Below are 24,932 nucleotides of genomic sequence, written 5' to 3'. Positions count from 1 at the left end.
CCATTTGAGGAAAAAATAAAAAAAGCTGGGACAAAAGTCCTAGCCTCTCAATTGTCTTTGGATTGTCGAGCAAGACGCAGTCGTTGAGTAGGGCTCTACTACACTGATTTCATCAGCTTTCACAGCCCTACTCAACTGTGCGGAGGTGGGACGACGAAATCGAATTCTAACGAATGACCGATTTCTGTCCTACTCTCTTATCCTTGCCAGTGACGGGCGGGGTCAAATGGAGTTCCCACCTCTTCTGTATCTTGCAATTCAATAATCCCACGTTTTTGTGGAGCATTTGGCAAGTGCAATTCGCGTGGGCTACACATCATCCCAAAGCTCTTTTCTCCACGAAGGGCCCCTGGGAAAATCAAGCTTCCATCTGGCATCATCGCACCTGGTAGAGCCACGATTGTCTTGAGACCTTCACGCGCATTTGGCGCACCTGCTACGATCTGAACCGTCTTGTCTGGTCCGACAGCCACCTGGCAGATGTTGAGGTGGTCACTATCTGGATGAGCAACCATTTCAACGATTTGCCCCACGACAAACTTAGGCTCCTTGTCATTGACCAAGACTTCTGCAAATCCTTCCGCTTGCAATTCTTGATTGAGACGTGCAACTTGCTCATCACTCAAGAAAATTTGCCCCTTGCCATCAAGTGCAAAGAAAGTCGAAGCCTCAAAAATATTCCAGGCCACTGTTTCTTGCTTGTCTTCACGGTAGACACGGGCTACTTTGCCTTTGCGCTCTACTGCTAATTTGGCATCCCCACTGTTTTTCAAGGTGAGCATTAAGACATCGCCGACTTGTTCTTTATTATAGGTTACAATCATTTTTTCTCTTTCTCCTACTTCAATCCTGCTAAAAATTCTGAAATCTGAGCCTTGGTTTTACGGTCGCGATTGACGAAACGACCCAGTTCCCGATCCTTGTCTACGACCACTAGACTCGGAATGCCATAGATATCCCAAAGCTTAGCCAGGTCTAGATACTGGTCTCGGTCAACCAAAATGAAGGTAAATTCAGGGTTTTCCGCTTCAATCTCTGGCAAAAAGGGCTGGATATACTGGCAATCGCCACACCAATCCGCTGAAAAGAAGAAAACCTTCTTTCCTTCTTGCTCGATGTAGCTGGCTAATTCCTCTAAAGACTGTGGTATGATCATAGTTTTTCCTCTTCATACTGAAGAAGGCCTTCTTCATAGACAAAGCGATAGTGGCGCTCATCCTCAAATACGAGCCCTCCTACCAGACGTTCTTCGCTTGATTCATAGAGTTCCACATAAAGGGTCGCAATCTTTCCCATATTCTCCATCTGCTCACGGACTTCTGCGACTAACTCTTCTTGCGTCCGCAGACGTTTTTGATCTTTGGCAATTTTATAGGCCCCAAGGGCAAGAGCACTTGCACTAGCTGCTGCAAGGCTGGATAAAATGATTTTTTTAGCTTTCATACCTCATATTGTAACACAAAATACAAGCTGGGACAACGAAAGGAGAATACTGCTACCAACAATTACGATCTGCTCTCATCCCCTTCAACTGCCACTACCATCTCGACTAAAAAAGTGATAAAATAACAATCAGAAAGAAGGTAACTTATGACTGATTTATTTTCTAAAATCAAAGAAGTAACAGAACTTCCTGCCATCTCTGGCCACGAAGCGCCTGTTCGCGATTATCTACGCAAACAGATCACCCCACATGTGGATGAAGTGGTCACAGACGGCTTGGGAAGCATTTTTGGAGTGCGCTACTCAGAAGTGGCTCACGCTCCTCGCATCATGGTCGCAGGCCATATGGATGAAGTTGGCTTTATGGTCAGTGAGATCAAGGCAGACGGCACCTTCCGCGTGGTTGAAATCGGTGGTTGGAACCCTATGGTGGTTAGCAGCCAACGTTTCACCCTTTTGACACGCGATGGCCATTCCTATCCTGTCATTTCTGGATCTGTTCCCCCACATTTGACGCGTGGCGCAAATGGTCCTGCTCTTCCAGCTATTGGGGATATTGTATTTGATGGTGGCTTTGCCAATAAAGAAGAAGCCGAGAGCTTTGGGATCCGTCCAGGCGACACCTTGGTCCCTGAAAGCACTGCAATCTTAACAGCCAATCAGAAAAACATCATTTCCAAAGCTTGGGACAACCGTTATGGGGTCTTGATGGTCAGCGAATTGGCACAAGCCCTCTCTGGACAAGCCCTAGCAAACAAACTCTATGTCGGAGCGACTGTCCAAGAAGAAGTCGGACTGCGTGGTGCAGGGACTTCTGTGACCAAGTTTGATCCAGAAATCTTCCTGGCTGTTGACTGTTCTCCAGCTGCAGATGTCTACGGAGGGCAAGGAGCTATCGGCGAGGGTACTCTCCTTCGTTTCTTTGACCCAGGTCATCTCATGTTGCCAAATATGAAGGACTTCCTCCTAACCACTGCTGAAGAAGCGGGTATCAAGTACCAATACTACTGTGGAAAAGGCGGAACGGATGCTGGAGTGGCCCACTTACGAAGTGGTGGAGTGCCATCTACAACCATCGGAGTCTGCGCGCGCTACATCCACTCTCACCAAACCCTCTACGCTATGGATGACTTCCTTCAAGCCCAAGCCTTCCTTCAAGCCTTGGTTCAAAAATTGGATCGTTCAACGGTTGATTTAATTAAGAATTATTAATATTTTTCTCAAAATAATTGTTTTAAAGCCCCATTTTGGGGTTTTTTTGATATAATACTGAATGAATATTGCAACGGGTGTTCTTTTGCACTCCCCTTTCCTTATCTGGAAGGCGGAGTACCGCTAAAGATCACCCTCGCTTCTTTATTGGAGGTTTAAATGAAGAAACAAGCTTTTAGTTCCGAAAAGTATTTGAATTTGCAACGCGATCACATCCTCGAACGTATCAATCAATTTGATGGTAAGCTCTACCTAGAGTTTGGGGGGAAAATGTTGGAAGATTTCCACGCTGCTCGTGTCCTTCCTGGTTATGAACCAGATAACAAAATTAAGCTTCTCCAAGAACTTCGTGACCAAGTGGAGATTGTTATCGCTATTAATGCCAATAACATTGAGCATTCAAAGGCGCGTGGTGACCTAGGAATCTCTTATGACCAAGAGGTCTTTCGATTGATCGATAAATTCAACGAATTGGGCATCTATGTTGGTTCTGTCGTCATCACTCAGTATGCTGGTCAACCAGCCGCAGATGTTTTTCGTAAACAGTTGGAAAAGAATGGCATCGCCTCTTACCTCCACTACCCAATCAAGGGCTACCCAACGGATATGGATCACATCATTTCTCCTGAGGGAATGGGGAAAAACGACTACATTCAGACTAGCCGCAACCTTGTTGTCGTGACAGCTCCTGGTCCTGGTTCTGGTAAATTGGCCACTTGCATGTCCAATATGTACCATGACCAACTGAATGGTATCAAATCTGGTTATGCTAAGTTCGAAACTTTCCCAGTTTGGAACTTGCCTTTGCACCACCCAGTGAATTTGGCCTATGAAGCAGCGACAGCAGACCTAGACGATGTCAATATGATTGACCCATTCCACCTCCAAACCTATGGCGAAACAACGGTCAACTACAACCGAGATATCGAAATCTTCCCTGTCTTGAAGCGGATGTTGGAACGCATCCTCGGAGAATCTCCTTACGCTTCCCCAACGGATATGGGAGTGAACATGGTCGGCTTTGCCATAGTGGACAATGACGCAGCTATTGAAGCCTCTAAGCAAGAAATTATCCGCCGTTACTACCAAACCATTCTGGATGTGAAAGCGGAGCGTGTTGGCAGTGGGGCTATTAAGAAAATTGAACTCTTGATGAACGACTTAGGTATTTCACCAAAAGATCGCCAAGTCACCATACTTGCCCGCCAAAAAGAAGAAGAAACTGGTGACCCTGCCTTGGCCCTTGAATTACCGAACGGAGAAATCGTGACAGGTAAGACCTCTGACTTATTTGGTCCAACGGCAGCTGTTCTCATCAACGCCATCAAGAAATTGGCCAATATTGATAAAGAAACCAAGTTGATTGAGCCAGAATATGTGAAACCAATCCAAGGCTTGAAGATCAACCACTTGGGCAGCCGCAACCCTCGCCTCCATTCAAATGAAATCCTCATCGCCCTAGCCATTACAGCCATGAACCATCCAGAGGCTAATCTTGCCATGCAAGAATTAGGTCGTTTGAAAGGGAGCGAAGCCCATTCAACAGTCATGTTGACAGACGAAGACAAGAACGTTCTTCGCAAACTGGGCATCCATGTGACTATGGATCCAGTTTACCAATACGATCGCTTGTACCGCAAATAATGAAAATCAAGGCTAGACCGTTGGTCCTAGCTCCATATACAAAAAATTCCCTGAGTGCCTGAACCAATTGGCACCCAGGGGATTTTTCATAGTTTAAGTGGATGGAAAATTACCTCTCCTTAAAAAGATAGAGACCCACAACCAGCATCAGGACAAGGAGAATGGGATACACTTCTTTTGGCAGTATGTTCGTTTCCAAACTCAACCAAAGGAAAAGAACAGCCAAGACAATCGCGATCAACCATTTTACAAGATAAGATTTCATCAGCCCCTCCACTCCTAGTCTAGTTAAGCTCAGTATAGTCCTGCTCAATCAACTTGTCAAGGTGAAAAAAGGTAGCTGACCCTTGGATCAGCTACCTCTGATTGAATACAAAGTAATCTTAGAAACTTTCCTTAGGTGAGTACGGACGTCAGCGAACTTCGAAGAAGTTCCATGACTTAGTTTTGGATCTAAGGTTCCAAAACTCCCGAGTGCTAGAAACACTATTGTTTCTAGCACTTTTTTCACCGCTGAAAGTTCCTGTACATGTTTGAATAAACCTAATAATATGGAGCATTTGCTTCTTTTCAACATCACTTAGGTTGTTTTATATCAAGAAACAGTTTCTGTATCTTTTGTTTCTTTCACAGCCTCCCACAGTTGTCGGATCTGTCTTCTTTGGACAGGATCCACAAAGTAAGGAGCAATTTCATTTAAGGATTCTAGGACAAATGCTCGTTCTGCCACATAAGGATGTGGGAGAATCAAATCTGTACTATAGAGGATCAGATCCTCCATATAAAGGAGATCTAAATCGATGACACGTGGTCCCCATTTCACCTCACGGACCCGGCCCATTTCTAGTTCGATTCCTAGCAAGGTCTCAATCAAGTCTTGGGGCGTAAACCAAGTTTCGACCTCTACGACTTGGTTGAGGAAGCTATCCTGCTCGACCCCTCCCCAAGGTGCTGTCTCAATCTGAGAAGAGGTTTGGAGAATCGTGAGCCCCTTTTCTTCTAGTCTAGATACAGCCGTCGCCAACTGTTGTCCCTTATCGCCCATATTGGTTCCCAGACCAATAAAGGCCCGTCTTTTTTCTCGTTCAATCGTGACCGAGCAGGTATCCAAAGGCAGAGGAACTGGAGCCCAGGGTTTTTTCAACTCAAGTCGAACCTTTTTGACAAATTCATAGGTCGCAAAAATCTTCTCCACTAGCTGAAAAGCCACTGTCTCAATCAAATCGATCTTCTCAGCTTGAAGCCAGTCTGTCAGTTGCTCAGCTAAGATTCCATAATGGATCGAAGCCGTCAAATCACCCGTCCGCGCCGATTTTGTCATCTCATAATCGACACAAACATCCAGGACAAAACGCTGCCCCAATTCCTTTTCAGCGGAAAAAACACCATGATAGGCATAAATTTCCAAATCTTTGATCCGTAATTGATCCACGATAGTCACCTCAGTTCATCTAGGGGTTAGTGTCCCATCAGTTTATAGGCTTCGTTTTTCAGGTCTTTATCTGTCTCTAATAAGCCACGCGCCGCTGTCGTCACAGTAGCCGTTCCTGGTTTCCGCACTCCACGCATGTTCATACACATATGCTCTGCCTCCACCCAAACAAGGGCTCCCTGTGCTCCCAGATACTCCATCAAGGCATCCGCGATTTCCACTGTCAAGCGCTCCTGGATTTGAGGTTTTTTGGCGTACACTTCCACCGTCCGAGCCAACTTAGATAGACCTGCTACGCGCCCATTGGGGATATAGGCAATGTGGACCTTGCCATAGAAGGGCAAGAAATGGTGTTCACACATAGAGTGGAAGAAGATATCCTTTTCCACCACCATATTGTTGTCCACAATCTCAAAAGATTTTGATAGGTGGACTTCCGCAGTTTGGTTAAGCCCTGCAAAAATCTCTTGGTACATCTTGGCAATGCGTTCTGGAGTTTCTTGCAAGCCCTCACGGCTTCCGTCTTCACCGACTGCGTCGATAATCATCTTCACGGCTTCTTGAATTTTCTTTGTATCCATGTCATCTCCTACTGATTTCTTCGATTAGAAAGGCTCTTACTTGAGCCAAAAAGTACAAGGATCCCGTCACTAAGAGGAGATCAGCTTGTTGCGATTCTTTTTCTATATAATTCGTTAAAAATAGCTTCCACTCTTGATAAGGCAGGCCTTTTTGATGAGCTATTTTCTGCATTTTTTTTGTGGAATAGGCCCGTGGGTCTTCAAAGGTCGTCAAGGTCAACGAACTCTTTTCTAGTCCACTCCATAGATCCAGCATCTCCTCGATCGCCTTGGTCTGGATACAGGTAAACAAGACTTGCTTGTCCAGTTGTCCATAACGTTCTTTCATGGTGGTTACAAGAGGGGCTACTGCATGCGGATTATGGGCGCCATCTAGAATGATGAGGGGCTGGTTAGAAATGATCTCTAGGCGACCCGGCCACTGGACACCCTCCCAAGCTTGGAGGATTTCTTCTTGGTTCAAGAGGGAGAGCCCCTTTTCTTGACAGAAGGTATCGCAGAGAGCCAAAGCCAGACCAGCATTGTCTACTTGATGAAGTCCCAATAACCCTGTCTTCAGTTGCAGTTCTTCCCGATACTGGCTCCGATAGTGAAAAACTTCCCCATCAGCCAAAGATTCTTGGTAGCCAACTAAATAGTTCTGTCCTAGCAACTCTACTGGTGCAGATAGGCGGCGGGCCTGCTGCACAATGACTTCTTGGGCTTCCAGTTCCATCCGGCCTAGCAAGACCGGAATCTTTTCCTTGATGATCCCTGCCTTCTCCCGTGCAATCGAGGCTAAATCCGGTCCTAAGAGTGCCACATGGTCCAGGCCAATCGTCGTGATGGCTGTCAAAATAGGCTGGCAAACATTGGTACTATCGAGACGACCGCCCATCCCCACTTCCATAATGACCACATCTGGCTTCTCTGCCGCAAAATAATCAAAGGCCATGACCGTCATCAACTCGAACTCGGTCAAGCCACGTAAGGTCTGATCAGAACTGTTTTTTGCAAGTAAGTCCTGATAGAGGGACAGATAAGTCTCCACATCTCGGTCCGAAATGGGAATCCCATCGATACTGATTTGTTCATTAAAGGAAACTAGATAGGGGGAGGAGAAAACGCCAACCCGCAACTCTTTAGCTTCTAGTAAAGACCGCAAATGAGCTAGGGTTGATCCTTTCCCATTAGTCCCAGCTAGATGGATTACAGGACAGGCGAGGTGAGGATTCCCCCTCAAGGCTAGCAGGGCTTCCATTCGCTCCAAGCCAAAATGGGGCTCGGAAGAACGATAAGCGGCTAACCAACTGAGATCTACTGTCATATCTCTTCTCTTTTCTTTAGCGATATTGTTTTAAATGAAGGTCCTGCGCTTGATCAGCTTGGTAGATCGCACTACCAATAGCTACTGCCATCTTATGAAGAGGTATATCATGCACGCGAACGATTTCTACCCCTTGGCTGGCAGCCATACTCGTTAAATGGCTTGAGGCCAAATCCCGATTGTAAAATCCTTCTTTCGTTTCAGGGTCGGTCTCAAATCCCTCTTCTTCTAGAATATTGACCACAAAGCGCTTACGAGAGACTCCTAAAAAGATCGGATAGCCCTTGGCATGAATGGTTTTTAGGTCCTGCAAGAGTTGGAGGTTTTCCCGCTTGGTCAAGCCAAAACCGATCCCAGGATCTATGAAGAGTTGATCCTGACTCAATCCTGCTTCCTCTGCCCTCTCAAGACTCTTGTCAAAGAAGGCCCACATACAGTCTTGGATAGGAAGACCTTCAAACTGCGCTAGCTCCTCCGATGAAAAGGCCGGCTCAAAACCAAAGGACGGAAAAATCACAGAACTTGGATGATGAGGACGAGCCATGACTGGATTAAACATAACAACGGCTCCAGCACGAGCTTCTGCAATCACCCTCGCCATTTGTGGATCCCCAAGCAGGCCTGTAATATCATTGACCAAGTCTGCGCCAGCTTCTAGAGCTGCTCGGGCCACCTCTGACTTCCAAGTATCAACCGATATTAAGATATCACTCTCTGCTCGAATCGCTTCAATCACTGGTACGACCCGCTGGATCTCTTCTTGGATCTCCACGAAGTGGCTCCCTGGACGTGTGGACTCTCCACCAATATCCAGCATCCTTGCCCCTTCTGCAATTAGCTTGCGAGCTTGTTCTAGAGCTCTTTCTACCGTTTGGTAACGCCCCCCATCTGAAAAGGAGTCGGGGGTGACATTGAGGATGCCACATAGAAGGGTCCGATCCTTGCCTAGTTGTCTCCATTCGCTCTTTGACATATCTTCCTTCATCTTTCTAAGAAAAGCCAACCAAGCATAGAAAAGAGGTTAGAACGATTCCAACCTCTGAGTTTGTCTCTATCTGCGCCTAGATGCTTCTTTGGTAGCTGACCAAAGCTTCTGAATAAAACCCATTGGTCCTATCATTCTACCATATTTTAAACGGGAAGAAAAGAAACCAGAACAGTTATCAGAAAGGCAAAAGCATTCATGGTAAAGTGCAATAAAATCGAATATTCTACTCGTTTGTAGCGGTAGGCGACCCAAGTCAAGATGAGGGACATGCCACCATAGATGACCCAGGAACCAAGATTACTTGGTGTGTGTAAATAGGCAAACACAACAGCCCCAACCAAATAGCCAATTTTTTCGTATCCCTTAAAGATTAAGCGGGGAATCACAGCCCGACAGATAATTTCTTCTCCTAAAGGGGCCACTACGACAATGAGCAAACCCATTGCTAGCTGTGGGGCCAAGGAAGCCACCCCTTGGATGGTCTCTTGGTTAGCTGTCGTCGCCTCTCCCAACTGTCGAAGAAGGTTAACCCCAAGAGCATTATTGGCCAGCAACAGGAGAAAATAAAGGAAATTTCGCCCAATATCTCTGCTTGTAATCCGTGAAAAATCTAGTGGATCGAGTGGACTCCATTTCATAAACCACCAAAGCAAATAGACGAGAAGCATGGTAACTCCAAGGACCAGGCTATTGATTGTCCAATTTGACCAAGCATTTTCAATCCCCAAGATCAAAGCGACCATTGGTAGTTGAGTTGCAAACAATAGCGGTATTCCGATTAGTAACCATAGACCATTCGAAACCCATTTTTTCTCCATCCAATTTTCCATTATTTTACCTCGATTATCAAACTATTTTTCTAGTATAGCATAGATGGCCAACTGGAGCAAGCCCAAGTAGAAATCACACAACAGAAAAAAGAGGCGTTTCGAATCAGCCTCTTCTTTCTTGTTTTTTTAGAATAAAAGTCTTATCCCTTGTTTTTAAAACGTTCTACATCACGTGCAATGACTAATTCTTCATCTGTTGGGATTACCAAGACTCTCACTTTGGCATCTGGTGTTGAAATATCCCCTTCTGCACCAAAGACATTCTTTTCTGGATCCACATCACAGCCGAACCAAGTCATCCCGTTAATGACTTGTCCACGGATCGTTTTAGAGTTTTCTCCGATACCAGCTGTAAAGATGATGGCGTCTGCTCCATTCAAGACAGCAAAGTATTGCCCGATGTATTTCTTAATACGATCAACAAAAATATCGTTTGCCAAAAGCGCCTTATCATTCCCATTGCGCATGGCTTCGTGAATATCACGCATATCACTAGAAAGTTCAGACACTCCTAGAAGACCAGATTCACGGTTCAAGATACGACTGATATCTTCTGGATTTTTGAAATCTTCTGTGTTCTCCATTAAGTACGGAATAATGGCAGGGTCAATATCCCCTGTACGTGTTCCCATCATGATTCCACCAAGTGGTGTGAAGCCCATAGAAGTATCTACTGAAATTCCTTTGTCTACCGCTGTAATAGAAGCCCCATTCCCAATGTGACAGGTGATTAATTTCAACTCTTCGATTGGTTTCCCAAGAAGCTTAGCCGCTTCGTGGGCTACATACTCATGGCTAGTCCCGTGAGCTCCATACTTACGAACCTTGTTTTCAGTGTAATATTTAGTTGGAAGAGGATAACGATAAGCTTTTTCAGGCATTGTCGTATGGAAAGAGGTATCAAATACAACAACGCTAGTAATATCTGGCAGCAATTCTTTGAAGGCACGGATTCCAGCAGCGTTTGCAGGGTTGTGCAATGGGGCCAACAAAGAAAGTTCCTCAACCTTTTGAATGACTTCTTCATCTACAAGAGCAGACTCTTTGAAGTACTCACCACCTGCAACGACGCGGTGTCCTACTCCAGTGATTTCATCGTAGGAAGCAATAATATTAAAACGAATCAAATCATCTAGAAGGATTTTAACTGCTTGTGTGTGGTTCTCAATATCTAAAACCTGTTTTTCTGCTCGACCATCAAATTTTACTGTGGAAATGGAATCTTTGAGTCCAATTCTCTCGATGAGCCCTTTTGCCAAAACTGTTTCTTCTGGCATTTGGTATAATTGCCATTTCAAACTTGAACTACCTGCATTAATTGCAATTGTTTTCGTCATTTTTTTACCTCTTTAAGCGTTTTCACCCCTATTATAGCAAAATTTTGTTTAAATTTCACTTTCTTTATTCCAGTTTTGAAAACTTTCACGGAATTTCATGACGTCTTCCTGATTTTGCAAATCGGTTAAGGGATAGACAAATGGTTGGACCACTGCTTCTTCTTGCTTGCGCAAAACAAAGATGGTTTTTGCTAGATTAGCTGATCGAAAGAGGTTCTCTGGCAAGGTCACCATGGCCAAGACCTGAGCATGATCCTTCATCCATTTTTTCAAGAGAGGGCTCTGCTCGCTTGTCAAAAGATCATTTGGAGCTAGAAAAATAGCGACGCCACCTGGTTTTAAGTATTTTAGCGATTGTTCAATCAATAAATGATGGGCATAGGTGTGGCCCTGAGGGGAAGCGACCTGGTAACGACTCGCAATGGCATCATCTGGATAATAACCGACAGGTAAATCGCTGATAATCACATCGCTCTCTTTCAAAACTTGTGGACGAATGGCATCACCTTGGGCAAAATTCACATCCGCCTTCATCACTTCTGCCATACTAGCCGCAAGGTCAATCAAGAGATCATCAATTTCCAAGCCCAAATAATCTAAGGAACGCTGACAGTTGTTCATCAAGGTTTGGGCCAAGTTCCCTGTTCCACTCCCCATTTCTAGCACATCTACTTGATCGGAACTCGCCAACTGATCCACTAGGAAGACCAGAAGAAATCCAATCCCATCTGGCGTAAATTGGTGATTGGCCTGTAGGGGCTCTGTTTGGGCAGCCTTCATCAAAAGATACTGGAAGGAACGACGCCACTCTTCCTTGTTTAAGTTCAAGTCCTTCAGGCGCTGGTTGTTTTCCTTCACTAGAGTCAACTCTGTTTGCCCATCCAGATAGATGGCATTCTGCTCAACTAGAGCATCATAAAAGTTGGTCTGCAAATCATTTTGGATAGTTTGGGTATTCTCTAATAGGTAGCCGTAGGCTTTCTCAATTTTTTCGAAATTCATACTTTCCTCCATCTCTTAATCATATCAAATTTTAAGAGTTTTCGCTATGCTTTTCGAAGACTTCCACACTCGATTCCTCCGTTGTAGTCGGGAGGTTTGTAGCCGAATCAGGAGCTCGCTTCTCCTTTTCCTTCTTATCGGTTTTTTTCTTCTCACTAGGAGGTAGAGCAAAGGTGAAATGGTAGATCGTGCCATCCTGTAAGTGACTGCTGACCTCAGCAAAGCCCGCTTTTTCTTCTAGGTCGACTCGCCCTGTTGAGAAGGTCATTGCCTTCTCTTTCCGATTCCAAGTATCAACAGCCAATTGAGCCTGCGTATAAGCCTGGATCCGGTGCTGACTAGCAAGGAGGATCCGTCTCTCTGCCACTTGTCTGTTCAGGTAAAACTGAAGCAAGAGACTAAAAACCGCCGACATAAAAAGGGCATAAAGAAGGATCCCGGCCTCAATCTGCTTCTTTTTTATCCTTTTCCACCACACGGTAGACCACCTCCCTTTCTAACCCTTCTTCAAAGCGCAGTTGAATAGACACCAGATCTCCTCTTTTTTCAATCCTGGCGGATTCAACTCCATCTATCATCGGTTGGTAGCCACGGCCAGTCGCATCTGTCTTTCGGATATCTCCCCCCTTAGCCAGTCCAATGGCTATGGGTTTTTGATCCTGAACAAGATAGAATTTGTTATCTCTGACCTCTTCAAATTGGCTACGAGACAATTCAATGTCCAGCTGGTCCTGAAAGAGCAACCATTCCTCTTGCTTGATGTGACTTTGGTACTGGAGTTCTTGACGCAAAAGGCTTGTCAATCCTTGAAACACCAATAAACCACCGCTGATGACGAGCAGGGCAACCAAGGCCTCCAGTAAAGTAAAGGCTGGCAGTTTAGTTCTTTTCAACAGCAATCACAACCTTTCCTTCATGATAGACCTTTAAGGACTTGGCAGACCTCTCCACCTGGACACTGACCTGATTGATGCTCAATTGATCCTGCCTGGTCTGGATCGCCATTTTTGCGACTCGCAAGACTTCTCCTTGTCTCAACTCTTCTAAGCGCTGCTGTCGCGAGTCCCCTAGCTCTCCCAGCACAAGGGTCGTGAGGACACCAAACACCGCTAGGGCGATTAGTCCTTCTAACAAGAGACTAGCGGGGAGTTGTCGATTTCTTAATTTTTCCATTCCCAATTGCCAACTGATAGGTCACCACCTCTTTCTCTGTCTGAAATTGAATCTTGGTCAAGCTTGAATTGCCTCCTGCTGGATCAAACATCAGTTGCTTCTCTTTAATCAGTTTCACCCCTTTTGGAAGCGGCAATTCTTGATGCGGACTATGAACCCCACCTTGGTCGATGGAAAGGAGGGTTCTTTCCTCTCTTGCAATGCTCATCTTTTGTGTCTCTTGATAGACCCGTTCAAATTCTGAGAAAAACAATGTTTCTTCCACCTGCCCAAAGCCCTGATGAACTGATCCAGCTAGCAGCCAGCATAAAAGGCTGACGATACCTAGAGTTAGTAAGCTCTCTAGAAGGGTAAAAGCCTTAATCTCCAACCGCACGGTGATCACCTGCATTCTTCACATAGTGAGCACGGTAGGCTTCTGCTTGTTTTTGAGTGATTTGTCCTTCTGCGACAAGCTTAGAAAGACTGGCTTTTTCATTCTGATGATTGAGTTCATAGAGCTCAGCCTGACTCTCCACAACTTTGACAACTGCTCGATTTCCTGTATCCGTTACCGAATCTTTCTGCTTGGTCAAGTTCGGAACAAAGAGCAAGAGAAGAACGCTGATAATGAGCAAAACAACTAGCATTTCAATGAGCGTAAAAGCTTTTACTTTGAGTGTACGCAATGATTTCATAAAGGAACCTCCAAATTTTCATAAATAGGCAGCAACATGGCTGCATAGAGCAAAACAATCATAAGGGCGACAAAGACAAAGACCAGTGGTTGGACGACATTCATAGCCTTGTTCAAACGATGGAAAAAGCCTGCCCAGGTCTTGTCTGCGTAGATCTCCAGCTCACTACCGAGCTTGGACTTGGCCTCTCCATATTCAATCATGAGGGCCAACTCTCGCTTAAAGAAAGGATAGGTCTGAATATGGTCAGAAAAAGAAGTCCCCCGAGCCAAGGCTACTTCCAAATCCTGTCCAATCTCACGAAACAGACGGGAACGTTGCCCCTGCATCATAGGAAAGATTTGATTCAGCTCCAACCCTTGGGCAATCATACTCCCCCATTCTCGAGCATAAAAAGCTGTCAGATAATCCTGTAAGAAGGGGCGAAGAAAAGGAAGGGTAGCCAAAAATGAAACAAGGGCCAGACGCTTGGCTCGACGACCTAGGAAGAGGAGAATCAAAACTCCAATCGCTAGTAACACACTTCCTACCAAGACATACTGGGGAAAGACACTGATCAATCGTGTCGCACCATTTTGACTCTCCAACTGAGGCAAGAGATAGTTTTTCAGACCCAGCATAATGGCCATCAAAAATCCCAACAATAGTACTGGATAGGTGGCCACCTCAACTAGTTTCTTTCGAACCTGGGTCAGATTTTCCAGGTAGCTACGGATTTTTTCTAAACTTAAGGTGACATTTCCATGCTGCTCTGCCAGTGCTAATTGAGTCGTTACTTGATCGGAAAAGCCTAGATCAGAAAGAATGGCTGACAGGGGCTTGCCGTTGGCAAGTCCAACTTGCATTCTTTCAACAAAATCTGCCTCTACCAAATGGCTCCGACGTAGGAAGTCGATGACCTCTGATAGATGAAAGCCACTACTGTAGAGATTGTGAAAGAGCTCAATGACATGCTCTTGCTTGGCAATCGATAATTTTTTCGGCCTGCGCCTGATCCAACTCAATATGTCCCGCTTCATAAAGTGCATCAATTTGCTGGTTCCACTTTTGACTGGAATGGTTTTGGTAATCTTGGATGACAAAGTCAGTGACACCTCCTCCCTTTATCAAACGCTGGTAACAGATCCCTTGAAGGACAATCCGTAACTCCTCCTCACTCACCCCCAACTCCAATAGGCGTTCGTACACCCCAGGGATGCTCTTGGCATGGATGGTGGAAAAGACTGTCACACCTGTCAGACTAGCCCGAATAACTGCACGAGCTGTCTCCGTGTCGCGTATTTCTCCGATGAGGAGAAGATCCGGACGATGGCGCAAAGAAAGTTTAATCAAGCTATCGTAGGTCATGCCAATCGCTTCATTGAGTTGCAATTGCAGCATTTCTTCTTGCTTAATTTCTACCGGATCTTCAATCGACATGACTTGTTGCCCCGAAAATTTTTTCTTGGCTAGGGCATGCATCAGTGTCGTCTTCCCCGATCCGACTGGACCCGCAAATAAGTAGAGCCCCCGCTTACTCACCTTGTCTTCTAGTTCTTGCAGTTGATCGAACCAGAAACGGAGCTCCCGGTCCTCATTGTGGAGCAGGCGAATGACCAAACTTTCATATCCCCTATAGTCCCCCACTGTGGACAAGCGTAAGGACAAGACCTTATCTCCTAGAGAATAGTCACAGGAGCCTAACTGACTCCTCCGCCTCTCCCCCACGTTCATCCCTGCCATAAATTTAAAATGGCTGATGACCGCTACCATTTGTTCTTGCGAATAAGTCTCAATAAACCGTCTCTCATCCCCAACCCTTAGAAAGAGCTGATAGTCTGACGCTCGAGGAACAAAATAAATATCCTGAGCTTCGGCACTCGAGGCCATTCGAATAATGGATTGTGCAATTTCTTGAACCATATTTCCTCCTTTCACTATATAATTCGCAAATAAATAGCCAACTAGCACTCGATTTGGAAAAAAAGTAAAAAAAAAGAAACTCAACTACATATTGAATTTCTCTTACTATAACTGATTTGTCTCGTTGTCTAGCTTACAAGAGCGATGAGCCGTGTGAGCATTCTCCTTTTCGTAGCCTGGACGACGCTTGCTTCTCGGAATCTGCTGGTCATTCTCCAATAGGGCAACCGAATGGTACTGCTGCACAAACTCTGCACATTCTTCACACCAGCGGCGATCCTCAGGATCCCAAAAAATTGTCATTAAATCACTTCTACTTTTAAATAATGGAGATTGCTCTCTTAAAAGTAACCATTGGCGTTTGTAATATTTTAGGGCTTCATAATAGTCATCAAATCTTTGACTAGCGACAATGTCCTTCTCCCAATCTTCTAAAAACCACCAGGGTTCGAAATCCCCATACATTTCAATCACTTGATACATGTTTCTCTCCGTCCTTTGTATCCAATATTATATATAAAATCCTTTGATAACAAAAGAATTCTGCTCATGAAAGGAAAAAGTGGTAAATTTCCCGAACGTTTTCACGATTTTCTTTCAAAATCTCCCCTTATAGAGGAGAGACAGGCCATTTTTTGATAAGAAAAAGAGGCTGGGACAAAAGTCCTAGCCTCTCAATTGTCTTTGAATTGTCGAGCAAGACGCAGTGGTTGAGTGGGCTCTACTACACTGATTTCATCAGCTTTTACAGCTCTACTCAACTGTGCGGAGGTGGGACGACGAAAACGAATTCTAACGAATGACCGATTTCTGTCCCACTCTCTTTTCAAGCGATGATCGATTAGAACAATTGAAGGGCAATCATGGTTGTCATGGTTGCATCGTAATAATTATCTGTTGATAGATCTTGCATAAAGATAAACTTGTTCTGTTGCACTAACTTAAGATAGCCATCTCCATTTTCAGCCGCATAAGATACCGGAGCAATGAAGCTAGCTGCCTGATACTGATGGAGGGCATTGCCTTTAAGATCATAGCCTGCATAAATTTTTCGTTGCTTCATGAAGAAGTCCAGCATCTTCTTGACCAATTTTTGACTGGTCTTATCTTGGCTTTGAGCCAAGTTGTATGGCAGGCGACAAGCGTTGTAAGAATAGGCGCCATCGTACTTGGATTCGATAGTATCCGGGTCCGCCACACGCGCCCCTTGTTCATCTACCCACATAAAGTCTGGCAGAAGCCCTGTCTTACTTTGCGAACTAATAGCATCAAGCTGTGCCAACATCTTCTCTTTGATACTCAACCATCGTTCATTACCAGTCAACTCATAGAAGGATTGGAAAAAGGATGGAAGGGTATCAGAGGTTCTCATCAAGTGATAGAATTCGGAATTCTGATCAGCCCAATTCCCAACTGTCAAGACACCCGTTTTCTCATTGTAGTTGTACTTGAGGATGTCTTCCAAGATAGCCTTGGCTTGCTTTTGATAGACATCACCTTTCTCAGGCCACTGTTTTGCGGCCTCCATCAAGGCATAGGCAATATATAGATCGCCGTCCGTCGCATTTTGATGCTCAGATGACAGCTTCCCTTTTTTGATGATTTGTTTCCAGGCCATCAATTGGGTGTCATCAAAGCGATTGTTTTGATAATAACGATACAGACGGTCAAAATCCTCTTGATTGGCTAAGTCTTTCTTAGCAGCCTCTACTGTGATCAGCATGCCATAACCTTGTGCTTCTGATAAGACAACCGTTTCTTGGTCGCTGTTTGTTGTACGAACATAGGACTGTTTTCCATCCGTCACGAGGTAGTGTTCCGTCCATTGCCGATAGAGGCGATTCCGCATCTCCACCTTACTTCTTGACCGAGCCAAAAAGAGAGTCAAACAAAAGACTGCCAGGATGACCACAAACCATAAATATTTCATTTTTTTTGTTCTCATAAGTCCTCCTAACCAGCAAACCGTTTCGTTTTCACCCACTTGGTTCCCTCGCGGTGAAGCAATTTATCCATGATGATCGATGAAATCGAATCAATCGAAACAATGATAAAGAGTTGGGAATAGCTAAAGTAGGCTGCTAGGGCCAACCAAATCTGTTTCACTGTCGCCTGACCAAATTGAGAAGCCATGGCAATATTGATTTGCAACAAATACAAACCAATCATTAGCACCCAGTTAAAGAGCATCAATTGGGCAATGTAGATATTTTCCGAGTCAAAAGCAAACGGAATCTGTACTCCAGGAGCAAAAAGATGGATAAACATGGCAGCGACATTGGCAAAGAAAATCAAGTCTGATAAGACAATCGCTGCATTAAACCAGAAGAAAATACATGAATAGTTGAAGACCTCTAATTTTACCCGCCAGTTTGCTTTTCCGAATAAGTGTTTAAAGTTAGAAAGTACAACCTCATAGTTTCCTTTTGCCCAACGTTTCCGTTGCATATAGTAAGTTTTTAAGGTCTCTGGCTCTTGTTGGAAGGCTTCCGAGTTGTAGGCTAAAGCGATCAACTTTCCGCTTTGCATGATTTTGAAGGAAATATCCGTATCTTCCGTCAAGGCACCATTCTTCCAACCACCAATACTTTTGACAAATTCTGTTTGAATAATAAAGTTGGTTCCTGGAATCCGTCCAATTTTGAAAAGATTCCACATACCGACGTGATGAACCCGCTGGGTCACGACGATTTCTTGGTTGATACAACGCGTCAAAAAGTTCTGGTTAGCATTTCTCGTCTTGTTGCGTCCAAATGAAGCCACATGGCGTTCTGGATCTTTAAGAACTTCCTTAACCAAGAAATAAAGAGCATTTTTCTCAGGCATAGCATCCGCATCATAGACGCAGATATAATCTCCTGTCGCCATCTTCAAGGCATCATTCAAGACCCCAGCTTTTCCACCTGTACCAGTACGATCAATAATGGTCACATCCCGTCCAGCGTATTCAGGAAGGGCTTTGACAGCCAGACACTCCTCATAGGTACGATCTGAGCAGTTATCGGCAAAGAGAAGCAATTCCACACGATCATGAGGGTAATTCATATCCAAAATAGCCTTAGCAGTTTGAGCAATGACCACATCTTCGTTATGAGCGGGTACCACAATGGTTACTTTTGGATAATAGAGAAGCGGGCTCGTATCCACACGGAAATCACTGTGTTTCAACCAGAATTGAACTGCTGAAATCAGGATCACCAAGCCCCAGGCTAGAGATAGCCAGATAGAAATCAAGGTGAAAATCATTAAAATTTGACTAATCATGGTCCACCGCCTTAAAGTTTTTGTTTACCCGATGGTAGATGACCAAATAGGCAATAAATAATGCACAAAAGCATACAGCAAAGAATAGACTAATCCCTAGGGCCAGCCCAAAAAATAGGTTTGTAAGAGTCATCGGTCCCTCCTAATATTCCACAATAATATCCGTTTCAAGTTGACGTTTCAAGTTACTAATGGCTTCCTGGTAGCTATGGAATTTCGTCCGATTGGTCGAATCCACCACCAAGTAGCCTTTTTGGAATTGAATGGCTTGATTACCATCTTCTCCCTTAAAGACCAGAGATTCTAATTGATTTTTTAAATACAACTGATAATATTCTTGCAAATTTCGTTGCTGACTATTGGTGAGCACTAGGAAATTGCCGTCTGAAACATAATAAAGTCTCTCATCTTGAATCAGATGGTGGCCAATCAGATAATGAATTTGGTTCAGCGTTCGATTGTGCTCACGAGGATGGATTTGATAGAAGAGTTCCTCATGAGACCAATGGATCAATAGGGCTTGTAATTTCTGCTCCTGTTGAAAGCCAGAACTTTCAAGTAAAGATCGGTAGGCGACTTCCGCTTCCTCTTCTTGGTTTTGAACCTTAGCAACCTCTTTAAACAGGTAGTAGCGAATTTTCGACAGAATTCCAACAAGAATCGGGAAAGAGAAAAGCAATAACAGTGCTTGGCTTGCAGGGATATACACGACCCCTGCTACCAGAAAGACAATTCCTAAACCGACTGAAATTAAAATAGTCCAGGTAAGTAGCAAATTGGATAAGACCAGTGAAGCAAACAAGGCTAAGACGAGAAAGAGAGCTTCCTCAATGATAATTTCACGTGCAAAGAATAGACAGTACAGCAGGACGGCCAATTCAAAACCGACCAAAATAAGCATCCAGTCTCCTAAATGATTCCTTCTTTTCATTCCTAATTCTCTCCCTCTATAAATTCAGACACCACTTCAACGAGTCCATAATAGTGCTGAATGGCTTGAACAATCCGCTCAGATGCCTTCCCATCTCCATATGGATTTCGAGCCGAAGCCATTTTTTGATACAGATCTGGGTCCGTCAACAGAGCAGTCATTTCTTCCTTCACTCTCTCAGGATCCGTTCCGACCAATTTTAAAGTTCCAGCTTTGACACCTTCTGGACGTTCGGTCGTATCCCGAAGGACTAAGACCGGCTTGCCTAAGGAAGGTGCCTCCTCCTGAACTCCTCCCGAATCAGACATAATAAAGTAACTTCTCGATGCTAGGTTATGAAAGTCAAAGACGTCCAAAGGAGCAATCAAATGAATACGGTCGTGATCTCCTAAGATCTCCTTGGCCGCCTCTTGAACAGCCGGACTGAGGTGGACTGGATAAACAACTTCCAACTCCGGATGTGCATCTACCATTTCTCTCAAGGCAGCAAAGACAGCTCGCATCGGTTGACCTTGGTTTTCCCGACGGTGCATGGTCACTAGGACCAGTTTCTTCTGTGGATCTAACTGATCAAGCACCTGGTGGTGATAATCCTCTTGCACGGTTAATCGCAGGGCATCAATCGCCGTATTCCCCGTAATGAAAATGGACGACTCTGGATGATGTTCCATGAGAAGATTGGCCTTGCTTTCACTGGTTGGAGCAAAATAGAGATCTGCTAGGTTATCCGTCATTTGACGGTTCATTTCCTCAGGGAAAGGCGAATACTTATCGAAGGTTCTGAGACCCGCCTCTACATGACCAATACGGACTTGATTATAAAAAGCAACAAGACTGGCTGCAAAAGTCGTCGTTGTGTCCCCATGGACCAAAATCATATCCGGTTGCACTTCTTTCACGACTGGGTCAAATTTTTCAAGGATTCTAGCCGTAATATCTAGAAGAGATTGGTTTTTTCCCATAATATCTAGATCGTAATCCGGTTGAATACGGAAGGTCTCTAGCACTTGATCTAACATTTGACGATGCTGAGCAGTCACCACTGTAATCGTTTCAATGGTCTCACTTTGCTTTTGAAGCTCTAAAACCAGGGGAGCCATTTTAATAGCTTCTGGGCGCGTTCCAAAAACAACCATCACTTTAATCTTTTTCATCATCTCACCTTTTTAACCTTGTGAATTTTTTAACAAAATCGACAACACTTTTCCCACCCATTCTACCTTCAATAGCTTCAAAAGTCAAACTATCTCAATGCTTTCGTAATACATTTAATCGAATTTTAATAATCTGTAATTTATATGTAACATTCGAATCTTTCGAACCCTTAAAACCCTTGAAATAGCTGGTTTTTATACTATTTTTTTTTAACATTCAAACCTTTATGAAGTTTCATTTTCATTACTAAAATATTCATTATTTTAAATATATATTTATTTTTGCGCATATTTTTAAACTGATATTATAGGAAAAAGCGGTGACCATATGGTTATTTTTAGGCATAAAAAGAAGCCCTACTGAAAATCAGTAAAGCTTCTTTTAGGATTAATTTTCTTCCACTACAATTGATTCAACAGTTTCAGTTGCTTCTTCTGTAACAGGAACTTCTTCGATAATTTCGACTTCATTGACTGCTTGTGGTTCCAAGTTACGGTAACGAGCCATACCTGTACCAGCAGGAATAATCTTACCAATGATAACATTTTCCTTGAGTCCAAGGAGATGGTCTTTCTTACCGCGAATCGCTGCGTCAGTGAGGACACGAGTTGTTTCCTGGAAGGAAGCCGCTGACAAGAAACTATTAGTTTCAAGAGAGGCCTTGGTGATTCCCATAAGGACTGGACGAGCCGTTGCAGGAACCCCACCAGAAATGACCACATCACGGTTAGCATCTGTAAAGTCTGTAATATCCATGAGGGTACCCATGAGAAGGTCTGTATCTCCTGGATCCATAACACGAACCTTACGGATCATTTGACGCACCATTACCTCGATGTGTTTGTCGCCGATTTCTACCCCTTGGCTACGGTATACTTTTTGTACTTCCGCAAGGAGGTAAGTTTCAACAGACAAGACATCACGAACGGCAAGGAGACGTTTTGGTTGGATAGAACCTTCTGTCAATGCTGCACCACGAGAGACTTGATCTCCCACTTCGACTTTCATGCGGGCTGTGTAAGGGACAACGTATTCTCCCTCACCAGTCGCACCACGAACAAAGACTTTCTTGGTACGTGTAGAAGCATCTTCTTCAATGGCTGTGACTTCCCCTTTAACCTCAGTAATGACCGCTTCCCCTTTCGGATTGCGGGCTTCAAAGATTTCTTGGACACGAGGAAGACCTTGCGTGATATCGGTATTTGAGGCAACCCCACCCGTGTGGAAGGTACGCATTGTAAGCTGTGTACCAGGTTCCCCGATAGATTGGGCTGCGATGGTTCCGACTGCTTCACCAACTTCAACTGCATCACCAGTCGCCAAGTTGATACCGTAACAGTGACGGCAGACACCATGGCGGGTGTTACATGTAAAGACAGAACGGATAGTGACTTCTTCAACACCAGCATTGACAATTTCACGTGCTAGGTCTTCTGAAATCAAGGTATCTGGACCAACAATGACTGCACCTGTTTCAGGATGTTTGACAGATTTCTTCGTATAACGACCTGTTAAACGCTCTTCCAATGGTTCAATCATTTCTTTGCCATCGGTAATCGCACGGATCACGAGTCCACGGTCAGTTCCACAGTCATCCTCACGGATAATGACGTCTTGGGCAACGTCAACCAAACGACGTGTCAAGTAACCTGAGTCGGCTGTCTTGAGGGCCGTATCGGTCATCCCTTTACGAGCACCGTGAGTAGAGAAGAACATTTCGAGTACTGACAAACCTTCGCGGAAGTTTGAAAGGATCGGCAATTCCATAATCCGTCCGTTTGGAGCAGCCATCAAACCACGCATACCGGCAAGCTGTGAGAAGTTTGAGATGTTACCACGAGCTCCAGAGTCCATCATCATAACGATTGGGTTCTTCGGATCTTGATTATCTACCAAGCGTTTTTCCAATTTCTCACGGGCTGCACGCCATTCAGCTGTAACGGCATTGTAGCGCTCATCATCTGTAATCATCCCTTTACGGAACTGTTTGGTGATTTGTTCTACACGTTTGTGAGATTCTTCAATGATTTCAGCCTTATCTTCAACAACTGGAATATCGGCAATACCCACTGTCAATCCTGCAAGAGTTGAGTGGTGGTAACCTAAGTCTTTCAAACGGTCCAAGAAAGCAGATGTTTCTGTTGTACGGAAGCGTTTGAAGATTTCTGCGATGATATTTCCAAGATTTTTCTTCTTGAATGGAACGTTCAATTCCAATTGCTCAATCGCCACTTTGACATCTTGACCAGGCTCCAAGAAGTACTTAGCTGGAACACCTTCTGTCAAGTTGGCATTATTTGGCTCTTGGAGGTATGGAAGTTCTGCAGGCATGATATCGTTAAAGAGAATCTTACCAACAGTTGTCAAGAGAATCTTGTGTTGTTGAGCTTCTGTCCATGGTTTGTTCAAGCTATCCGTCGCAATTCCGACACGTGTATGCAAGTGAACATAACCATTGCGAAGGGCCATGACCGCTTCATCACGGTCTTTGAAGACCATTCCTTCGCCTTCACGACCAGCTTCTTCCATAGTAAGGTAGTAGTTCCCCAAGACCATATCCTGAGATGGGGTAACAACTGGTTTTCCATCTTTCGGGTTCAAGATGTGCTCAGCAGCCAGCATCAAGATACGGGCTTCTGCTTGAGCTTCTTCCGAAAGCGGTACGTGGATGGCCATTTGGTCACCGTCAAAGTCGGCGTTGTAGGCTTCACAGACAAGTGGGTGCAAGCGAAGAGCTTTCCCGTCAATCAAGACTGGCTCGAAGGCTTGGATCCCCAAGCGGTGGAGGGTCGGTGCGCGGTTCAAGAGAACTGGATGTTCTTTGATGACTTCTTCTAGGATATCCCAGATACGCTCATCTCCACGTTCCACCAAGCGTTTAGCGGCTTTGACGTTTTGCACGATATCACGCGCAACGATTTCACGCATGACAAATGGTTTAAAGAGCTCGATGGCCATTTCACGTGGCACACCACATTGGTACATCTTAAGGGTTGGACCAACGGCGATAACGGAACGTCCTGAGAAGTCTACCCGTTTCCCGAGCAAGTTTTGACGGAAGCGTCCTTGTTTCCCTTTGAGCATGTGGCTCAATGATTTAAGCGGACGGCTACCTGGTCCTGTGATTGGACGACCACGACGACCGTTGTCGATCAAAGCATCAACCGCTTCTTGGAGCATCCGTTTTTCGTTTTGCACGATGATACCAGGAGCATTCAACTCAAGCAAACGAGCCAAACGGTTGTTCCGGTTGATCACACGACGGTAAAGGTCATTCAAGTCAGAGGCAGCAAAACGGCCACCATCCAATTGGACCATTGGACGAAGATCTGGTGGAATAACAGGAAGGATGTTGAGAACCATCCATTCTGGTTTGTTTCCAGATTTGTAGAAGGCATCTAAGACATCCAAACGGCGAACAGCCTTCACACGTTTTTGACCAGTTGCAGTCTTCAATTCTTCTTTCAAGACAGCAATTTCAGCTTCTAAGTCCACTTGTTTCAAGAGGTCTTGGATCGCTTCTGCCCCCATCTTGGCAACAAAGGAACCTGGTCCGTATTCACGCAAGCGTTCACGGTATTCGCGTTCTGTCATGATGGATTTGTGCTCAAGCGGTGTATCTTTTGGATCGATAACCACGTAAGCTGCGAAGTAGATGACTTCTTCAAGGGCACGAGGACTCATGTCCAAGGTCAATCCCATACGAGAAGGGATTCCTTTGAAGTACCAGATGTGTGATACAGGAGCTTTCAACTCGATATGCCCCATTCGTTCACGACGAACCTTGGCACGTGTTACTTCCACACCACAGCGGTCACAAACGATCCCTTTGTAACGGATTCGTTTGTATTTTCCACACGCACATTCCCAGTCTTTTGTAGGACCAAAGATGACTTCATCAAAGAGACCTTCACGTTCTGGTTTCAATGTACGGTAGTTGATTGTTTCAGGTTTCTTGACCTCTCCATAAGACCATGAACGGACCTTGCTTGGAGAAGCTAGGGTGATTTGCATACTTTTAAAACGATTTACATCAACCACTATTTCTTACCTTT

At 44.7% G+C, this 24,932-nt stretch carries 27 protein-coding genes; 2 read left to right on the top strand and 25 right to left on the bottom strand.

All coding sequences use genetic code 11. The features are described from left to right. Positions 1-197: 197 nt before the first annotated feature. The 3 genes from ytpR to DW738_RS08295 are packed head-to-tail and all read right to left on the bottom strand — an operon-like array spanning position 198 to position 1,443. Entirely contained in the window at positions 198-824 is a 627-nt protein-coding gene (gene ytpR / locus DW738_RS08305) for a YtpR family tRNA-binding protein (RefSeq protein WP_123160799.1), read from the bottom strand. 14 nt (positions 825-838) lie between these two features. Continuing rightward, positions 839-1,156 (bottom strand): thioredoxin family protein, encoded by a 318-nt coding sequence (locus tag DW738_RS08300; RefSeq protein ID WP_123160798.1) that lies wholly within the window; start codon positions 1,154-1,156, stop codon positions 839-841. After that, positions 1,153-1,443, bottom strand: coding sequence for a DUF4651 domain-containing protein (locus DW738_RS08295; protein ID WP_023022087.1), 291 nt, complete (start codon positions 1,441-1,443; stop codon positions 1,153-1,155). Before DW738_RS08295 ends, DW738_RS08300 begins: the two co-directional genes overlap by 4 nt. 147 nt (positions 1,444-1,590) lie before the next feature. Here DW738_RS08295 and pepA point away from each other — a divergent pair, with 147 nt between their 5' ends. Then, positions 1,591-2,655, top strand: a complete 1,065-nt coding sequence (pepA, locus tag DW738_RS08290) for a glutamyl aminopeptidase (RefSeq protein WP_123160797.1) — start codon at positions 1,591-1,593, stop codon at positions 2,653-2,655. Between the two features lie 159 nt (positions 2,656-2,814). Then, positions 2,815-4,299 carry a DUF1846 domain-containing protein gene (locus DW738_RS08285; protein WP_023022085.1) on the top strand — a complete coding sequence of 495 codons (1,485 nt, stop codon included), beginning with the start codon at positions 2,815-2,817 and terminating at the stop codon, positions 4,297-4,299. Positions 4,300-4,408: 109 nt separating this feature from the next. On the opposite strand, the gene DW738_RS10330 is transcribed toward DW738_RS08285, so the two are convergent. From DW738_RS10330 to rpoC, 22 genes are all read right to left on the bottom strand, one after another. Further along, positions 4,409-4,564 carry a hypothetical protein gene (locus DW738_RS10330; RefSeq protein ID WP_165852135.1) on the bottom strand — a complete coding sequence of 52 codons (156 nt, stop codon included), beginning with the start codon at positions 4,562-4,564 and terminating at the stop codon, positions 4,409-4,411. Between the two features lie 330 nt (positions 4,565-4,894). Beyond that, positions 4,895-5,731, bottom strand: a complete 837-nt coding sequence (folK, locus tag DW738_RS08280; protein ID WP_123160796.1) for a 2-amino-4-hydroxy-6-hydroxymethyldihydropteridine diphosphokinase — start codon at positions 5,729-5,731, stop codon at positions 4,895-4,897. Between the two features lie 26 nt (positions 5,732-5,757). After that, on the bottom strand, positions 5,758-6,312 hold the full coding sequence (gene folE / locus DW738_RS08275) for a GTP cyclohydrolase I FolE (RefSeq protein ID WP_006595126.1): 555 nt from the start codon (positions 6,310-6,312) through the stop codon (positions 5,758-5,760). A gap of 1 nt (position 6,313) precedes the next feature. Continuing rightward, positions 6,314-7,618 carry a folylpolyglutamate synthase/dihydrofolate synthase family protein gene (locus tag DW738_RS08270; protein ID WP_123160795.1) on the bottom strand — a complete coding sequence of 435 codons (1,305 nt, stop codon included), beginning with the start codon at positions 7,616-7,618 and terminating at the stop codon, positions 6,314-6,316. 16 nt (positions 7,619-7,634) lie between these two features. Further along, entirely contained in the window at positions 7,635-8,591 is a 957-nt protein-coding gene (gene folP / locus DW738_RS08265) for a dihydropteroate synthase (RefSeq protein WP_165852134.1), read from the bottom strand. Between the two features lie 158 nt (positions 8,592-8,749). Continuing rightward, positions 8,750-9,424 carry a type II CAAX endopeptidase family protein gene (locus DW738_RS08260; RefSeq protein ID WP_243634264.1) on the bottom strand — a complete coding sequence of 225 codons (675 nt, stop codon included), beginning with the start codon at positions 9,422-9,424 and terminating at the stop codon, positions 8,750-8,752. Between the two features lie 152 nt (positions 9,425-9,576). Further along, a complete protein-coding gene (locus DW738_RS08255; protein ID WP_123160792.1) occupies positions 9,577-10,773 on the bottom strand; it encodes an acetate kinase in 1,197 nt (398 codons plus the stop codon). 48 nt (positions 10,774-10,821) lie between these two features. Then, the gene (locus DW738_RS08250; RefSeq protein WP_123160791.1) at positions 10,822-11,775 is read right to left on the bottom strand and encodes a class I SAM-dependent methyltransferase; all 954 of its coding nucleotides are present in this window, start codon (positions 11,773-11,775) and stop codon (positions 10,822-10,824) included. A 31-nt stretch (positions 11,776-11,806) separates the two neighbouring features. Further along, a complete protein-coding gene (comGG, locus tag DW738_RS08245; RefSeq protein WP_123160790.1) occupies positions 11,807-12,253 on the bottom strand; it encodes a competence type IV pilus minor pilin ComGG in 447 nt (148 codons plus the stop codon). Beyond that, positions 12,219-12,671, bottom strand: coding sequence for a competence type IV pilus minor pilin ComGF (gene comGF, locus DW738_RS08240; protein ID WP_040803180.1), 453 nt, complete (start codon positions 12,669-12,671; stop codon positions 12,219-12,221). The genes comGG and comGF overlap by 35 nt, the downstream gene beginning before the upstream one ends. Next, positions 12,655-12,948: a competence type IV pilus minor pilin ComGE gene (gene comGE / locus DW738_RS08235; protein ID WP_123160789.1), complete on the bottom strand. Its 294-nt coding sequence runs from the start codon at positions 12,946-12,948 to the stop codon at positions 12,655-12,657. Before comGE ends, comGF begins: the two co-directional genes overlap by 17 nt. Beyond that, positions 12,914-13,339: a competence type IV pilus minor pilin ComGD gene (comGD, locus tag DW738_RS08230; RefSeq protein ID WP_123160788.1), complete on the bottom strand. Its 426-nt coding sequence runs from the start codon at positions 13,337-13,339 to the stop codon at positions 12,914-12,916. The genes comGE and comGD overlap by 35 nt, the downstream gene beginning before the upstream one ends. Further along, the gene (comGC, locus tag DW738_RS08225; RefSeq protein ID WP_023027561.1) at positions 13,308-13,625 is read right to left on the bottom strand and encodes a competence type IV pilus major pilin ComGC; all 318 of its coding nucleotides are present in this window, start codon (positions 13,623-13,625) and stop codon (positions 13,308-13,310) included. The genes comGD and comGC overlap by 32 nt, the downstream gene beginning before the upstream one ends. Further along, on the bottom strand, positions 13,622-14,644 hold the full coding sequence (gene comGB / locus DW738_RS08220) for a competence type IV pilus assembly protein ComGB (RefSeq protein WP_117744980.1): 1,023 nt from the start codon (positions 14,642-14,644) through the stop codon (positions 13,622-13,624). The genes comGC and comGB overlap by 4 nt, the downstream gene beginning before the upstream one ends. Further along, positions 14,568-15,527 (bottom strand): competence type IV pilus ATPase ComGA, encoded by a 960-nt coding sequence (gene comGA / locus DW738_RS08215; protein ID WP_117744981.1) that lies wholly within the window; start codon positions 15,525-15,527, stop codon positions 14,568-14,570. Before comGA ends, comGB begins: the two co-directional genes overlap by 77 nt. A 105-nt stretch (positions 15,528-15,632) precedes the next feature. Beyond that, positions 15,633-16,010, bottom strand: coding sequence for a DUF1033 family protein (locus tag DW738_RS08210; protein WP_117744982.1), 378 nt, complete (start codon positions 16,008-16,010; stop codon positions 15,633-15,635). Between the two features lie 358 nt (positions 16,011-16,368). Further along, positions 16,369-17,472 (bottom strand): glycosyl hydrolase family 8, encoded by a 1,104-nt coding sequence (locus DW738_RS08195; RefSeq protein ID WP_117744983.1) that lies wholly within the window; start codon positions 17,470-17,472, stop codon positions 16,369-16,371. An 8-nt stretch (positions 17,473-17,480) separates the two neighbouring features. Continuing rightward, positions 17,481-18,791 carry a glycosyltransferase family 2 protein gene (locus tag DW738_RS08190; protein WP_117744984.1) on the bottom strand — a complete coding sequence of 437 codons (1,311 nt, stop codon included), beginning with the start codon at positions 18,789-18,791 and terminating at the stop codon, positions 17,481-17,483. Further along, positions 18,784-18,924 (bottom strand): hypothetical protein, encoded by a 141-nt coding sequence (locus DW738_RS08185; protein ID WP_006595142.1) that lies wholly within the window; start codon positions 18,922-18,924, stop codon positions 18,784-18,786. The genes DW738_RS08190 and DW738_RS08185 overlap by 8 nt, the downstream gene beginning before the upstream one ends. A 9-nt stretch (positions 18,925-18,933) precedes the next feature. Beyond that, on the bottom strand, positions 18,934-19,722 hold the full coding sequence (locus tag DW738_RS08180) for a hypothetical protein (RefSeq protein WP_117744985.1): 789 nt from the start codon (positions 19,720-19,722) through the stop codon (positions 18,934-18,936). A 2-nt stretch (positions 19,723-19,724) separates the two neighbouring features. Then, positions 19,725-20,876 carry a UDP-N-acetylglucosamine 2-epimerase (non-hydrolyzing) gene (gene wecB / locus DW738_RS08175; RefSeq protein WP_117744986.1) on the bottom strand — a complete coding sequence of 384 codons (1,152 nt, stop codon included), beginning with the start codon at positions 20,874-20,876 and terminating at the stop codon, positions 19,725-19,727. A gap of 388 nt (positions 20,877-21,264) precedes the next feature. Beyond that, complete coding sequence (gene rpoC / locus DW738_RS08170; RefSeq protein WP_123160787.1) at positions 21,265-24,918, bottom strand: DNA-directed RNA polymerase subunit beta'; 3,654 nt, start codon at positions 24,916-24,918, stop codon at positions 21,265-21,267. Between the last annotated feature and the right edge of the window lie 14 nt (positions 24,919-24,932).

The sequence above is a fragment of the Streptococcus sp. AM28-20 genome (assembly GCF_003603595.1).
Lineage (GTDB): Bacteria > Bacillota > Bacilli > Lactobacillales > Streptococcaceae > Streptococcus > Streptococcus ilei.
This window is presented reverse-complemented; position numbering and strand designations above follow the sequence as displayed.